Annotated in this window: 14 protein-coding genes; 7 read left to right on the forward strand and 7 right to left on the reverse strand. The window is 70.8% G+C overall.

The features are described 5' to 3' along the window. Window position 1: 1 nt before the first annotated feature. From E1294_RS35350 to E1294_RS35360, 3 genes are all read right to left on the reverse strand, one after another. Window positions 2–301, reverse strand: coding sequence for a DUF4193 domain-containing protein (locus E1294_RS35350; RefSeq protein ID WP_090929286.1), 300 nt, complete (start codon window positions 299–301; stop codon window positions 2–4). A gap of 309 nt (window positions 302–610) precedes the next feature. Then, window positions 611–1,876 (reverse strand): sensor histidine kinase, encoded by a 1,266-nt coding sequence (locus E1294_RS35355; protein ID WP_132515337.1) that lies wholly within the window; start codon window positions 1,874–1,876, stop codon window positions 611–613. Window positions 1,877–1,914: 38 nt separating this feature from the next. Next, entirely contained in the window at window positions 1,915–2,568 is a 654-nt protein-coding gene (locus E1294_RS35360; RefSeq protein ID WP_132515323.1) for a response regulator transcription factor, read from the reverse strand. A gap of 234 nt (window positions 2,569–2,802) precedes the next feature. Between E1294_RS35360 and E1294_RS53220 the strand changes: the two genes are divergently transcribed. Continuing rightward, window positions 2,803–2,967: a hypothetical protein gene (locus tag E1294_RS53220; RefSeq protein ID WP_165974805.1), complete on the forward strand. Its 165-nt coding sequence runs from the start codon at window positions 2,803–2,805 to the stop codon at window positions 2,965–2,967. Window positions 2,968–3,090: 123 nt separating this feature from the next. Here the strand turns inward: E1294_RS53220 and E1294_RS35365 are convergent, their stop codons facing one another. Together E1294_RS35365 and E1294_RS35370 are read right to left on the reverse strand one after the other, a co-directional pair. Continuing rightward, window positions 3,091–3,879: an inositol monophosphatase family protein gene (locus E1294_RS35365; RefSeq protein WP_132515324.1), complete on the reverse strand. Its 789-nt coding sequence runs from the start codon at window positions 3,877–3,879 to the stop codon at window positions 3,091–3,093. After that, window positions 3,879–5,897, reverse strand: coding sequence for a S9 family peptidase (locus E1294_RS35370; protein WP_132515325.1), 2,019 nt, complete (start codon window positions 5,895–5,897; stop codon window positions 3,879–3,881). Before E1294_RS35370 ends, E1294_RS35365 begins: the two co-directional genes overlap by 1 nt. 20 nt (window positions 5,898–5,917) lie before the next feature. Between E1294_RS35370 and E1294_RS35375 the strand changes: the two genes are divergently transcribed. Then, entirely contained in the window at window positions 5,918–6,877 is a 960-nt protein-coding gene (locus tag E1294_RS35375; protein ID WP_220448103.1) for a ferrochelatase, read from the forward strand. 3 nt (window positions 6,878–6,880) lie between these two features. Here E1294_RS35375 and E1294_RS35380 read toward each other — a convergent pair whose 3' ends face one another. Continuing rightward, complete coding sequence (locus E1294_RS35380; RefSeq protein ID WP_165977637.1) at window positions 6,881–8,071, reverse strand: lytic transglycosylase domain-containing protein; 1,191 nt, start codon at window positions 8,069–8,071, stop codon at window positions 6,881–6,883. Between the two features lie 92 nt (window positions 8,072–8,163). Here E1294_RS35380 and E1294_RS35385 point away from each other — a divergent pair, with 92 nt between their 5' ends. Genes E1294_RS35385 through E1294_RS35395 form a run of 3 tightly spaced genes read left to right on the forward strand, consistent with a single transcriptional unit; the run spans window position 8,164 to window position 11,472 of the window. Next, the gene (locus tag E1294_RS35385) at window positions 8,164–9,366 is read left to right on the forward strand and encodes an MFS transporter (protein ID WP_132515327.1); all 1,203 of its coding nucleotides are present in this window, start codon (window positions 8,164–8,166) and stop codon (window positions 9,364–9,366) included. A 55-nt stretch (window positions 9,367–9,421) separates the two neighbouring features. Further along, entirely contained in the window at window positions 9,422–10,150 is a 729-nt protein-coding gene (locus E1294_RS35390; protein ID WP_132515328.1) for a polysaccharide deacetylase family protein, read from the forward strand. 44 nt (window positions 10,151–10,194) lie between these two features. Then, on the forward strand, window positions 10,195–11,472 hold the full coding sequence (locus tag E1294_RS35395; protein ID WP_132515329.1) for a D-arabinono-1,4-lactone oxidase: 1,278 nt from the start codon (window positions 10,195–10,197) through the stop codon (window positions 11,470–11,472). Here E1294_RS35395 and E1294_RS35400 read toward each other — a convergent pair. Then, complete coding sequence (locus E1294_RS35400; RefSeq protein ID WP_132515330.1) at window positions 11,448–12,263, reverse strand: hypothetical protein; 816 nt, start codon at window positions 12,261–12,263, stop codon at window positions 11,448–11,450. The two genes, E1294_RS35395 and E1294_RS35400, sit on opposite strands and share 25 nt — an antisense overlap. Before the next feature lie 111 nt (window positions 12,264–12,374). Here E1294_RS35400 and E1294_RS35405 point away from each other — a divergent pair, with 111 nt between their 5' ends. Both E1294_RS35405 and sepH read left to right on the forward strand, forming a co-directional pair. Continuing rightward, on the forward strand, window positions 12,375–13,322 hold the full coding sequence (locus E1294_RS35405; RefSeq protein ID WP_132515331.1) for a protease inhibitor I9 family protein: 948 nt from the start codon (window positions 12,375–12,377) through the stop codon (window positions 13,320–13,322). Window positions 13,323–13,482: 160 nt separating this feature from the next. Continuing rightward, the coding region (gene sepH, locus E1294_RS35410) for a septation protein SepH (protein ID WP_132515332.1) at window positions 13,483–15,034 on the forward strand (1,552 nt) is incomplete at its 3' end.

The raw sequence follows: 15,034 nt of genomic DNA on the forward strand, positions 1-15,034 counted from the left end.
ACTAGGCGGCGCACTCCCGGCAGACCTGCTGGCCGTTCCTCTCGGAGGCCAGCTGGCTTCGGTGGTGCACCAGGAAGCAGCGCGAGCAGGTGAACTCGTCCGCCTGGCGGGGGATCACCCTCAGGGACAGCTCTTCGTTCGACAGATCGGCCCCGGGCAGCTCCAGCGACTCGGCCAGGTCGGTCTCGTCGATGTCGATGCTGCCGGACGACTTGTCGGTGCGCCGCGCCTGGAGCTCCTGGAGGCTGTCCTCCCCCAGGTCGTCGTCTGTCTTGCGCGGGCTGTCGTAGTCGGTAGCCATTGTGCTTACTCCATCCCCCTCATCTATATGACTTCGCGCTCGTCGCGCGTCTTCTAACGTCCGGGAGGCCCGTCTTGTGCCCGTTCCGCCGGAGAGATTTCCCATCGGTACCCCGAGGAAACGGACAACGAACCTCCCAACACGTCAGGGCCTGCTGCCGAGGGCAATGGTTAGCCAAATATGGCGAAACCCACAGCCTTGGCGTCATGCACCACCGTGTTCGACGGCACATCCAACCACATGTGCGGCATCAATGAGACGCCCCCCGGTCCTCAACACGCGCACGAACACGACGCGGCAACGCGCGCGTCAGCGTCTGGGAAGCCGAATGGTCACGACCAGCCCTCCACCATCACGCGGCACGGCGGTCACATTTCCGCCGTGGGCCTGTACGACCGCACGAACGATGGACAGCCCGAGACCCGATCCCTTGGCCGAATCCACCCGGTCGGCGTGGAGCCTCCTGAACGGCTCGAACAGGCTGTTCACCTCGTACGCCGGGACGTGTTGCCCCGTGTTGGCCACCTGAACAACCAAGGCACCGTCCGCCATTCCCGTCCGGATCCACACTTTTCCGTTCTCGGGAATGTTGTACTTCACGGCGTTCTCGAGCAAGTTGCTGACGGAGCGTTCCAGCAGCACCGGGTCGCCTATGGTAGGCGCGCTGACCAGTTCGGTCGTTACGGTGGCCCCGTGTTCCTGGGCGAAGGGCGTGACCTGTTCCACGGCCGTCTGGGCGACTTCCTGAACGTCCAGCGGTTTGCGCACAGCGAGTTCGCGCTCGCTCCTGGCGAGCAGCAGGAGTCCTTCGATGAGCTTCTCGTTACGCGCGTTGACTTCGAGGAGGGTACGGCCGAGCGCTTTGAGATCCTCCGACGCCTCGGGATCCGACAGGGCGATCTCCAGGACCGTCCGATTGATCGTGAGGGGGGTGCGCAATTCGTGGGAGGCGTTGGCCACGAATCTGCGCTGGGTGTCGAAGGCGATGTTGAGCCTGGTGAGCATGGCGTCGAAGGTGTCGGCCAGCTCCTTCAGCTCGTCGTTGGGGCCCTCCAGGGCGATGCGCTGGTGGGCCAGGGTGCTCTCGGAGAGCTTGCGCGCCGTGCCGGTCATCTGCGCCACCGGCCGCAACGCCCGGTCAGCGACGAAATAGCCGATGATGAGCGCGAGGATGCCGACGCCCAGCAGCGCGAGGAAGGCGCTGCCGAACAGGGTGTCGCGGGCCTCCTGCACCGCCTGCCGCTGGAACTCCCGCCACGCGGCGTCGAGCCGGGCGTTCTGGACGGGGTCGAGCCCCCAGTCGATGGAGGGCCACGCGTAGTCGATCGCCGAGCCGACGATGACATAGACCGAGAACAGCAGCACGGCGGCGGCCGCGAAGACGAGCGCCCCGTAGGTGAGCGTCAGCCGCCACCGGATGCTGACTCTGCCGTGCAGGTCCTTCATCCGCTCCATCGGCGTGCGCTGCACCGGCGCCTGCGCCGGCGGCGGCGGACCGTCCCAGGCGGGCGGCACGCTCGGCGGCGGCGCCTGCTGCACGCGCGTCGCCTTCCGTGCGGAATGCGGGCTGATCATCGGATGCGTCGGCCCCGCCTGCCGCTCTGGCCGTTCAGTCACAACTTGTACCCCACCCCTGGGACGGTCTCGATCACCTGAGGCTCGCCCAGCTTCTTTCTCAACGTCATCATGGTCACGCGGACCACGTTGGTGAACGGGTCGATGTTCTCGTCCCATGCCTTGTCCAGCAGGTCCTCCTGGCTGACCACGGCGCCTTCGGCGCGCAACAGCTCTTCGAGGACCGCGAACTCCTTCTTGGTCAGCACGATCTCCTTGCCGTCGCGCTGCACGAGCCGCTTGCCCGGGTCGAGCCGGATCCCGGCCCGCTCCAGGACGGGCGGCAGCGCGGGCGCGGAGCGGCGGCCGAGCGCGCGCACTCTCGCGACCAGCTCGACGAACACGAAGGGTTTGGCGAGGTAGTCGTCGGCCCCCAGTCCGAGCCCCTCCACCTTGTCGTCCACGTCGCCCGACGCGGTCAGCATGAGGATGCGCGAGGCGGTCCGCTGCTCCACCAGCCGCCGGCACACTTCGTCCCCGTGCACGACCGGCAGGTCACGGTCGAGCACGACCACGTCGTAGTCGATGTAGGAAGTGCGCTCCAGCGCGCCCCCGCCGTCATAGGCCACGTCCACCGCCATGGCCTCGCGCCTGAGCCCTGTCGCGATCGCGTCGGCGAGCACGCGCTCGTCCTCAACCACCAGCACCCGCACGCCTGGCACACCTCTTTCCGCTTCTGGTCCCACATTCTGTCCACAGCGTCGATAAGCGCACGGTAAGGCATGTCAAGGGGTTGGTGACGCCAGGGTGAGGCAGAGCACGGCGAAATTCATGTTTCGGGGGAGGATGACCCGGGGTATGCCTGCGGGACACCCATCGCCCGGACATCAACCGGCAATGGGCGTGCGTCGCTCCCACACGAGTCGAACCCCTAGAGAGTAGGTGAGATGGGCGAGTTCACGACCACGATCGAACACCGCCTCGACCAGGCTTACAAGGGCCTCCGTGAGGCCCGCAGCGTCGGTGACGACTACCTCGCCGACACGCTCACCGCCGAGATCGAGGATCTGCGCCGACTGGCTGACGATCATGGCATTCCCTTGCCTCGATGACCCGATCGAAACGGCCGGAGCCCTCCGCTCCGGCCGTTTCGTCGTTCCCGGACCGTTCACGCGCGCCCCGCTCGTGGCCGTTCGAGCGCCCCGGGGCCCTTCAGGCGTCCCGCTCGGGGCCCTTCAGGCGTCCCGCACGGGGTCGAGCGGCGCGAGCAGGTCGTGCAGCTCATCGAACAGGCCGGGCGCGGCGCACAGCGCGAAATCCGGGCTCACCGGCCTCCCGTGCAGCCCGCCGAGCCTGGCCCCCGACTCCGTCGCCACCAGGCCGGCAGCGGCGAAGTCCCAGTGGTTGATGCCGCGCTCGTAGTACGCGTCGAGGCGGCCGGCGGCCAGCGAGCACAGGTCGATGGCGCACGAGCCGCCGCGCCTGATGTCACGCACGCGCGGCAGCACCGCGGCCACCACCTCGCCCTGAACGGCGCGCCTGCTCACCGAGTAGCCGAACCCGGTCGCCACCAGCGCCTGCGCGAGCGGCACCCCGGTGGTGCAGCGCAGCCGCTCGCCGCCGAGCCAGGCGCCCTCGCCGAGCGCGGCGGTGTAGATCTCGCCGCGCTGCGCCGCGTTGACGACCCCGGCCACGACCCGGCCGTTCACCTCGACGGCGATCGACACCGCCCAGTCGGGCAGCCCGTACAGGAAGTTGACGGTGCCGTCGATCGGGTCGACGATCCAGCGCACGTCGGACTCCCCTGGTGCCTCGCCGCCCTCCTCCCCCAGGATGCGGTCACCGGGCCTGGCGGCCAGGACGCGCTCGCGGATGAGCTCTTCCGAGGCCTTGTCCAGGATGGTGACGACATCGGTGGGGCTGGACTTGGTCTCGACCTCCTCGGACATGGTGGGCCGTTTGGCGAGGAGCATGTCACCCGCCTCGCGGGCGATGTCCTCGGCCAGCCGCAGGAAGTCGGTCATCAGGCCACCGAGTCCGGACGCTTCCACTCCTGACCGAGCACATGCTGCGACAGGAAGGCGAGCACCGTCTCGTACCAGGCGACGGCGTTGCCCGGCTTGAGGATCCAGTGGTTCTCGTCGGGGAAGTACAGGAACTTCGCGTCCACCTCGGTACGCCGCAGGTCCCACCAGAGCCGCAGGGCCTCGCCGATGGGCACGCGGTAGTCCTTGTCGCCGTGGATGACGAGCAGCGGTGTGGTGATCTTGTCGAGTGAGTTGTGCGGCGACAACAACGAGTAACGCTCGGAGCCGGGCTCGCCGAACTCGCGCTGCCAGTACATGGCGGCGTCGGTGGTGCCGGCGAACTGGTCGAGGTTCCAGAGGGAGGCGTGGGTGACGATGGCCTTGTAGCGGTCGCTGTGGCCGGCCAGCCAGTTGGCCATGTAGCCGCCGTAGGAGCCGCCCATCGCGCCGATGCGCTCGGCGTCGATGTCGTCCCTGGCCAGGGCCACGTCGACGATCGCGTCGAGGTCGGCCTGGGTGCGCGGCCCCCAGTTGCCCCAGCCGCGGTCGATCATCTCCTGGCCGTAGCCGGTGGACAGGCACGGGTCCGGCATGAGGACGGCGTACCCGTGCGCGGCCATGATCCACGCCTGCCAGCGCCACTGCCAGTCGTTCCACGAGGAGACCGGGCCGCCGTGGATCCACAACAGGAACGGCGCGGGCGCGTCGGCCGAGGCGCCCGCCGGCAACACGAGCCAGCCGCGGATCGTGGTGCCGTCGTCGGCGGTGGCGGAGACCTCGGTCAGCGTGCCGGGCACCTCGGGGCGCGGTGCGGGCGAGGGCAGGTCGTCGATCTCGCCGGTGGCCACGTCGATCCTGGCCGGGCCGGGCGCGCGGCCGACGCCGCTGCGCAGCGCGTAGAGGGCGTGGCCGTCGGCGGAGGCGGCGAGTCCCGCGTAGGAGGCGTCGTCCTGGGTCAGCCTGACCACGTCACCGGGCTCGGCCACGGGGACGCGGAAGACGGGCCGGCGTCCCTGGTGGTCGGCGGCGAGATAGACGGCCGAGGAGTCGGGCGCCCACTCGACGGCCGCGGGGAACAGGTCGGGCGCGTACGCGCGGCCCTGCCCGGTGGCGAGGTCGGCGATCCACAACTCGCTGCGCGCCGAGACGTCCAGGCCGGTGAACCGCTCGCGGGAGCAGGCGACCCGGCGGCCGTCGGGCGAGATCGCGAGCGGGCCGGCGAAGTCGTGACGGTCCTCGCTGAGCAGCACCCGCCGCTCACCCGTGGCGACGTCGACGGCCACGAGGTCGGTGCGCCACTCGCCCTTCGGCAGGTAGGTGCGCCAGGTGGAGATCACGGTGGCGCCGTCGGGGGTCAGCTCGAAGCCGCACTCGCGCAGCGCCTCGCCCGCGTCGGGGGTCAGCTCGCGTACGTCCTCCAGCCGGTCGTCGCCGAGCCGGGCCACGAACAGGCGCGTGCGCCCGGGGCCGAGGTCGTGGTCCCAGTAGCGGACCGGGGAGCCCTCGAACAGGACGGCGCTGATCCCGGCGTCCTTGCGGGCCTTGCGCCGCTCCTCCTCGGTGGCCTCCTCGCCGTCCAGCACGTCGGCGGCGAACACGACGACGTCGCCCGCCGTGCGCACCGCGCCGATGCCGCCGGGCCGGGTGGCCACCTGGCGGGCCTCGCCGCCCGCGCGGGGCAGCAGCCACAGCGAGGCGACCTCGTCGGTGGAGTCCTTGACGGTGGGGTCAGGGCGGGCCGAGGTGAACAGCACGTCGCCCGCGTCGGTGAAGAGGGCGCCGGCCTCGCCCTTCGCGGAGCGGGTCAGGCGGTGCGGCTCGCCGTCGACGGGGATCGCCCAGAGCGCGGTGCCGTACGACTTGCCGTCGGCGTTCAGGGACTGGACCGCGGAGATCAACCTGGAGCCGTCGGGCGAGAGCCGCAGCGAGAGAACCCGGGGGATGGCCACATAGTCACGTATGTCGTTGAATGCGCTCACTCGATCGAACCTACCTCCAGAAAGACCCGCGAGCATCCCGGCATAGGGTTTGTCACGTGGGAACATACGATGCCTTGCTGGTCCTGTCGTTCGGCGGTCCCGAAGGTCCCGACGACGTGCTGCCGTTCCTGGAAAACGTGGTGCGCGGGCGTGGCGTGCCGCGCGAGCGGCTGCTCGAGGTGGCCGAGCACTATCAGAGCTTCGGCGGGATCAGCCCGATCAACCAGCAGAACCGCGACCTGGTCGAGGCGCTGCGCCCGGTCGCCGGCGTGCCGGTCTACTGGGGCAACCGCAACTGGCACCCGTTCGGCGAGGACGTCGTGCGGCAGATGAAGGCCGATGGGGTCAGGAAGGCGGCGGTCTTCGCCACGTCGGCGTTCGCGGGCTATTCGAGCTGCCGCCAATACCACGAGGACATCGCCAGGATCTCGGTCGACGGCGGCCCCGAGCTGGTCAAGATGCGTCACTACGGCGAGCACCCGGGGTTCGTGGCGGCGATGGCCGACCACACGCGCGCGGCGCTGGAATGGCTCGCGCTCCGCGGCCACGACGACGCCAGGCTGGTGTTCACCGCCCACAGCATCCCGGTCTCGATGGCCGAGACCGCCGGCCCGTCCGGCGGCCTGTACGAAGCGCAGCTGCGCAGGAGCGCGGAGCTGGTCGGCCAGGCGCTCGGCCGCGCCCGGCCGTGGGACCTGGTGTGGCAGTCGCGCAGCGGCCCGCCGCAGGTGCCGTGGCTGGAGCCGGACGTCTGCGACTTCCTGCGCAAGACAGACGCGCCGTCGGTGGTGCTGGTGCCGATCGGGTTCGTCTCCGACCACATGGAGGTCATCTACGACCTCGACACGGAGGCCAGGCAGGTGGCCGGCGAGCTGGGCCTGCCGATGGAGCGGGCGTCGACGGCCGGCACGCATCCGCGGTTCGTACGGATGGTGCGCGAGCTGATGGACGAGCCGGAGCCGCGGCCCTGCCCCCTGACCTGCTGCCCGCCGCCCCGCAGCAGACCTCAGGCGTAGGTCTCAGGCATAGGTGCGGGCGTAGGCCTCGGCGATGCCCATGACCTTGTTCACGTACTCCCACGAGTGGTTGTAGAACCAGATCGCCTTGCGCAGCTTCTCGCCACCCTTGCCCGCGCCGTTGGCGCACAGGTAGTTGGCGGCGCCGGGCACCGCGTCGTACGGGCTCCAGATGTCGGCCTTGCCGTCGCCGTCGCCGTCGACGCCGTAGTGCTTCCAGGTGGCGGGCATGAACTGCATGGGCCCGAGCGCGCCCGCGCTCGACGGGCCGTTGTTGCGGCCGTGCCCGCTCTCCACCTGGCCGATCGCCGCCAGCACCGTCCATGACAGGCCGGGGCAGCGGGTGGCGGAGGCCTTGTAGAGCTCGAGGTAGCTGCCGGGCCTGCCCACGTTCACGCTCTTCGGCTGCTGCTGCTCCGGTACACGTTTCCGCGCGGCGCGGTCGGCGGCGTCCAGCAGAAGGATCTGTGCGTCCTTGCCGAGCAGCCTGCGCACGCCCGACTCGCTGATCTTGCCCGGCTTGCCGTGCAGCAGCACGGCCACGCCGGGCGCGAATCCCAGCGACCTGCCCAGATCGGCGCTCACCAGCCCGTCCACACCCTTGAGCCCGAGCGTGGCCGAGGCGGCGACGCGCAGCCTGGGGCCGCCGTCCACCTGGTACATGGCGCCGAGGACCATCCCGTACTTGCGCATCGTGCCGGCGTCGGCCACCAGCTCTCCCCGGGTCAGCGCGCTCCAGACACCCGGCTGGTCGGCGACGGGCTTCGGCGTCCACGAGCGGAAGCCGGACGGGTCGACGGCGAGCAGGTTCAGCCCGGTGCCCGACACCTTGACCGCGCCCGCGTCCACCACGATCACCTTCTGCACGTGCGCGAGCTCACCGAGGCGGAACCGTGCCTGCTTGGGCACGGCGGCCGGGGCGATCGCCAGCACGCGCGGCGGTGTCGGCGTGACACTCGGGCCGCCCTCGCCGAAGTCCTTGACCGGCTCGGCCGAGGGCACGATCTCGTCGAGGCGGGGCGTGGGCCGGGGCTGCTGCGGGCGCGGGCTGCGTACAGACTCACCGGAGGGCTCACTGGTGGTGCTGACCAGGTCGTCGCCGAGAATCACCACGACTCCACCGGCCGCGACGGTGACCACGAGCACGGCGATGACCATGAGCATGACCGCGCGGAACGAGGGAAGACCGGACACTCGGCACACGTTAACCCACCCGCCGGAAATATCACTTGCCGTCCGGACACTCGGTGCGCAATGGTTAGTCCTTGAAGTAAGGGGGAAACGGCGTGGTCGGGCCTTACCGGGGATTGTTCGACAGGCCCGGCACCACAGGGTTCGTGCTGGCGGGGTTCATCGGTCGGATGCCGATGTCGATGCTCGGCATCGGGGTCGTGCTGCTGGTCCAGACCCTGACGGGCTCGTACGCCGTCGCGGGCGCGGTGGCCGCCACCACCAACGTGTCGTTCGCGATCGCAGCCCCCCTGTCGGGCCGCCTCGCCGACAGGTTCGGCCAGAACCGGGTGATCACGCCGATCGCCCTCGTCAACGCGCTCGCGCTGGCCGCTCTCATGTTGTGCGCCGGGTACGGACTGCCCCACTGGACCCTCTACGTCACCGGCCTGCTGGTCGGGGCCACCTCGCTGTCCATCGGCTCGATGGTGCGGGCCCGCTGGTCGTTGATCCACGGCGGCTCCGGCAAGCTGCACACCGCGTTCGCGTTCGAGTCCGTCGTCGACGAGGTGACGTTCGTCACGGGTCCGGTGCTCGTCACGGTGCTCGCCACGGGCGTCAACCCGTTCGCCGGGCTGACCGTGGCCCTGATCTGCATGCTCTTCGGCAGCCTGGCGCTGGCGGCGCAGCGGCGCACCCAGCCCCCCGTGCAGCGGCTCACGGCGTCATCGGGCACGCCCATCCTGATCCCCGGTATCGCCCTGCTCTCCTGCGTCTACCTGGGGCTGGGCGCGGTGTTCGGGTCGGTCGACCTGATCACGGTGGCGTTCGCGGAGGAGCACGGGGTGAAGGCGGCCGCGGGGTTCCTGGTCGGGGCGTTCGCGGGTGGATCGATGGTGTCGGCGCTCTGGTTCGGGTCGCGGCACTGGAGGATCTCGCTGCGCGGACGGTTCGTACGCTCGCTCGGGCTGCTGGTGGTGGGCCTGCTGCCGATCATGTTCATCGGCAACGTGTGGATCATGGCGAGCGCGCTGTTCCTGGCCGGCTTCGCCATCTCGCCGACGCTCATCACGGGCTTCTCGCTCACCGAGCGGCTGGTGCCGCCGTCGCTGCTCACCGAGGGCATGGCGTGGATCTCGACCTCCATCGGGTTCGGCGTGGCGATCGGCGCGTGGGCGGGCGGGCGGCTCACCGAGGCGTACGGCGCGTCCAACGCCTACGGCTTCGCCCTGGGGGCGGCGGCGCTGGCCGCGGTCGTGGGAGTCGGAGGTTCGGGTCTGCTGAGAATTCCCCAGGCTCCTTCACCCGCGAAGAGCTGATCCGCTACCGTCGGGACATCCCTCGCAACACCCATCACACTGGAAGCTACGAGTTATGTCCCGACACATCAGTTCACTGCTAGCTATCGCGGCTGTCTGCGTCACCCTCACGCCGACGCCCGCACTGGCCCAGGCCCCCAAGAAGGAGGTCGACTGCTCGCAGGTCAAGTGCGTCGCCCTGACCTTCGACGACGGACCGGGCAAGTACGCGGGCAAGCTGCTCGACACGCTCAAGAAGTACGACGCGAAGGCGACGTTCTTCCTTGAGGGCCAATACGTGAAGAGCCGCCCGTCCTACGTCAAGCGCATGGTCGCCGAGGGCCACGAGCTCGGCAACCACAGCTACACCCACCCCGACTTCCGCAAGGTCGAGAAGTGGGACATCAGGGCAGAGATCAAGAAGACCCAGGAGGCGGTGAAGAAGGCGGCGGGCGTCGAGCCCAAGCTGCTGCGGCCGCCGTACGGCATGGTCGACCTGCAGGTCTCCGACGTGGCCACCGAGTTCGGCATGCCGATCATCCTGTGGACCGGCGGCAACGAGGACTGGAGCTCCAAGAACGCGACCGCCATCAAGAAGAAGTCCATGGAGGTGGCCAAGCCGGGCAGCATCGTCCTCATGCACGACTGGGTGAAGCAGACCGTCGACTCGATGCCGGCGATCGTCAAGTCGCTGCAGAAGAAGGGCTACCACCTCGTGACGGTGTCCGAGGTGCTCAAGGGCCAGGACGTGAAACTCGAACCCGGCGACGTCTACCCCGTTCCCGCGGGCTGGGAGAACACGTGAACCTCGCCCGCAGCTGATCGGGCGAGCGGCCGAAGGGGGTGCTCATGACCTTCGTGAACTGGGCGCGCAACCAGTCGGGCACCCCCGCGGAAGTGCGTACGCCCGCGTCCGTCGCGGACGTCGTACGCGCGGTGCGCGACGCCGCCGACTCCGGGCGGCGGATCCGCATGGTCGGCACGGGCCACTCCTTCACCGGGGTGGCCCTCACCGACGGCATCATGCTGCGCCCAGCCGCGCTGACCGGGATCAGGTCATGCGCCGGCGACCGCGTCACCGTGCTGGCGGGCACGCCGCTGCGTGTGCTGAACGAACTGCTCGACGAACGCGGCCTGGCCCTCGCGAACATGGGCGACATCACCGAGCAGACCGTCGCGGGCGCCATCCAGACCGGCACCCACGGCACGGGACGCGACAGCGGCGGGCTCGCCGACCAGGTCACCGAGCTGGAGCTGGTGCTCGCCGACGGCTCGGTGACGACAGTCTCTCCCGGCGACGACCTGTTCGACGCCGCCAGGGTGGGGCTGGGCGCCCTCGGGGTGCTGACCGCCGTGACGTTCCGTGTGGAGCCCGCGTTCCTGCTGCGCCACCGTCGGCGGAAGCTGCCGCTCAGCGAGATCCTCGGCTCGCTCGACGCTCTCATCTCCGCGAACGAGCACCTCGACTTCTTCTGGCTGCCGCACACCGACGCCTGCCTGGTCAAGACAGGCAACAGAGACGCGGGCCCGGCCCGGCCGCCCGGCGCCGTCAGGTGGTGGCTGGACAACGTGTTCCTGGAGAACACCGTCTTCGGCGCGGCCTGCGCGCTCGGGGCCCGTGTGCCCCGTCTGATCCCGCGGATCAACGAGGTCAGCGCGGCCGTCCTGGGAGACTCGGAATCGGTGGACGCGTCGTACAGGATCTTCACCGCTCGGCGCGACGTGCGTTTCCTCGAGATGGAGTACGCGGTGCCCCGCGAGCGCCTGGCCCAGGCCCTGCGCGAGACACGGGACCTCGTCGAGCGCATGGACTGGAAGATCACTTTCCCGGTGGAGGTGCGGGTCACGCCGCCCAGCGACGCCTGGCTGTCCACCGCGTACGGCCGCCCGTCGGCGTACGTCGCCTGCCACGTCTACCGTCCGACGCCCCACCCGGCGTACTTCGCGGGCGTCGAGGAGATCATGACCCGGCTGGACGGGCGGCCGCACTGGGGCAAGCTGCACACCAGGGACGCCGCCTCCCTGGCCGGGGCCTATCCCCGCTTCGCGGACTTCCAGGCGCTGCGCGACCGGCTCGACCCGCGGCGCCTGTTCGCCAACGCCTACCTGGACGTCGTGCTCGGATAGCCGGAGGGCGTGTCCACCTGGTCGGCCTGATCGGGGCGTTCGGGGCCCTCCTCCAGCGCCGGCGGAGTCAGCGGCGGCTCATCGGAGGGCAGCTCATCGCCGGGCTGGTCGTCCACCGCGGGCGGTGGCGTGGTGGAGGCCGTGTGGTTCGGCTTCACCGTGACCGTCTTCGTGGGCTCGGACCGCCGGGACGGGGTCCCCGTGGGTGTCGGCGTGGGCGTGGGCGTGGCGGGCTCGCGGGTCACCGTGCCGCGCGCGTGCTCGGGCTCCCGGGTGGGCCGGTCCTCCTCCTCCCGCTGGTCGACCGGCGCGTGGCGTTCGTCCGCGCCCTTCGGGTGCCTGCCGGTGACCTGCTCGTGCACCGTCTGCCGGGTCACCGCCTGATAGACCAGGATGCCGCCCATGCTGAGGGCGAACACCACGGCCGCGGCCGCCCCTAACCGCGTCCACGACGGCAGGCGCCAGACCGGCCCGACGGCCGGCATGACGAGCGTGGACCCCTCATCGCCCGACTCTCCCGCGGGCTCGTGCTCGGCGGGCCCGTCTCCCGCGGGCTCGCCCTCGGCTCGCTGCCCGGCCAGTGCGCGCTGCCTGACCCGGTCTGACGTACGCGCGAGATAGTGCGTGTAGACGGCGCCCGCGATCGTGCTGGCCACGCTGACGACCGCGGCGCCGATCACTGTCCCTGCGACGCCGAGATAGGAAGCGGCCACGGCCGCGGTCACCGCGGCCAGGGCGCTCCCCATGATCTGTGGGACGGTCAGCTCAAAAGTCCGCTGCTCGCCGCTCATCCCCCGGATCAGTCCCCTCGTATCGTTGTTCGGTAAAAACTTTCCCGGGAATAGACGCGACGGCGTGTCCTGATGTTCTTGTGACGTGCGCGACAGGCAACCTCGTGGCTCGTGCCCCGACGACTCGGCCTGCCCTCCGTTTACCTCGCCGCGGCCGTGGCCACGGCCGCCGCGACCGCCATCCCGCTGGCCATGACGCCCGCCTCAGGAACCGCCCTGCGCCCCGCCGTGACCGAACCCGTCCGGCCCTACATCGTCACCGCCCGCGGCCGAGGCGCCGCCCGCGACCTCGTCGGCGAGGCGCGATGGCGGGTGCGCCGTTACTACACCGCGGCGCTGCCGGGGTTCGCCACCTTCCTCACCGCCGCCGAATTGGCCGAGCTCCGGGCCGACCCGCGGGTACGCGCGATCGAGGCCGACCGGCAGATCCATCCCATGACGAGCAGAAGAGCCGATCCTCCGCCGTCCAGCCGGGCCACCGGCGCGGGCACCACCGTGTACGTCGTGGACAGCGGCCTCGACCCAGGACGGCCCGAGTTCGGCGACCGGGCCTGGCGGGCCTTCGACGCCACCGGCGGCACCGGGCGCGACTGCGCCGGCAACGGCACGCGCACCGCGGGCCGTGTCCACGCCGTCGCTCCCAAGGCCCGCATCGCCTCGGTACGCGTGCTCGGCTGCGGCGGCTCGGGCACGCTGGCCGACGCGCTGGCGGGGCTCGACTGGATCCGCAGGCACGCGCGCGGCCCCTCCGTCGCGAACCTGTCCATCGACGGCGCCGACTCCCCCGCCCTCGGCGCCGCCGTACGCGCTCTGGTGCGATCGGGGGTGTTCGTCGTCGGAACAGCGCATTCCCGGACTTGTCAGGTCACCAAGGCCGGAGTCGCGTACTCCGCCTACGCTCCGTACATCGCCGGGGCCGCCGCTCGGCATCTGCATCTCCATCCGGCCGCCCACCCGTCCGTTGTGGCCTCTTGGCTCAAGTGCGCTCCGGCGCGCGGCGAGATTCGCCAGAATCCCTCAAGGGCCTCTAACCTCCTCATGCGCGACGGCGGGCTCTAGAGGGATGGATTCCACGAATGTGACCGGCGTCACATCGCCTCGGGACTATCCCAGGAAGGCGATGTTCGGACATGCCGGGTACGGTGCTGGCAGGCAACCGGCACACGCGAGAGACTCAAGGGTCCGGGGGAAGAATGGCGACGCTGGCGAAAGGACTCGCATGCAGGAGCTCCGACTCGTCGCGGTGAGTGAGGACGGCACCTATCTCGTGCTGGCAACTGCCGGGCGGGGTACGCGCTTCACGCTTCCCGTGGACGACCGGCTCCGTGCTGCCGTCCGCGGCAACTTCTCCCGTCTCGGCCAGTACGAGATCGAAGTGGAGAGTCCGTTGCGCCCCAAGGAGATCCAGGCCCGCATCCGCGCCGGAGAGACGGCGGAGGAGATAGCCGCTACCGCCGGGATCCCGGTCGAGCGAGTCCGCTGGTTCGAGGGGCCGGTGCTGCAGGAGCGCGAATACGTCGCCCAGCAGGCGCAGCGGGTGTCCGTACGCATGCCCGGCGAGTCCTCGCCCGGCCCGACCCTCGGCGACCTCGTCGCCGAGCGCCTGACCAGGCGCGGCGTGCCCACCGACGAGATCGACTGGGATTCCGCCAAACGCGACGACGGCCTGTGGCGGGTCAAGCTCGGCTACGTGTGGAACGGTCACACCCGTCACGCCGAATGGCTCTTCGACCCGCGCAAGCGCCACGTGAGCCCCCACGACGACGAGGCCCTGCGCCTGTCCTCCGCCGACTTCGACCCCGATCCTCCCGTGGTCGAGGACACCACGGTGACGCCGTTCGCACCACGGGTGGCCAAGCTGCAGCCGGTGCCGCCGCTGTCCTCCGACGCGCTGCCGTTTCCCCCGGTCTCGCGGCGCGAGCCGGAGGAGCCAGCGGTCGGCTACAACCCGCCGCCGAGGTCGTCCGAGACGGCGTACGCGCGGCCCTCGGAGCAGCCGTCCCGCGAGACGCCGTCCCGCGGAACGCCGTCGCGCGACGCCATGTCCCATGAGACGCCCTCCCGTGAGATGCCGTCGCGCGATGCCCTGTCCCGTGAGACGTCCTCGCGCGGGGTGCCCTTCGACCGGGCCGCCCCGCCGCGAGAGCCCGCCCCGGCGTGGAAGACGTCCTTCGACACCGCGGACTCCCCCTCCCGCCGCGATTCGTCCGGCGAGACGGCCCATCGCCACGACCCGTCCCACGACCCCGGCCACCGCCAGGCCCCGCCTTCGCGCGAGTCCGCCTTCGACCACGACACCGCAGGGCAGGCGGGCACTCGGCCGGAGCCGTCGCGCGAGCCCGGCCACCCTCCGTCGCGGGATCCCGGCCACCGCCAGGAGCCTCCGTCGCGAGAATCCTTCCGCCCCGAGCCGCCCGCTCGTGAGACCGGCTACACCCGCCCCGGCGACACCTCGTCCCGCCGCGGCGGGTCTTCGACGTGGCTGCCCGACTTCGGTCCCGGGCGCGCGGGCGAGCGTGACACCGACGCCATCTACGCACCCGCCGCGCCCACCGCCACGCCGCCACCAGCGTCCCGGCACCCGGCCCCGGACCCTGTCCCGGCCCCCGAAGAGGCGACAGCCCAGCCGGTTTCCCAGGACGATCCTGCCACCCAGGAGCGTCACGTCGCTCCGGAGCGGCCCGCCGCCCAGGCATGGCCGACCGCCCACCCGCAGGCGGCCCACCCGTCGACACCGGCAGCCGCGCCCGCCGAGCCCCAGGGCCCATCCC

The sequence above is a fragment of the Nonomuraea diastatica genome (assembly GCF_004349015.1).
GTDB classification, from domain to species: Bacteria; Actinomycetota; Actinomycetes; order Streptosporangiales; family Streptosporangiaceae; genus Nonomuraea; species Nonomuraea diastatica.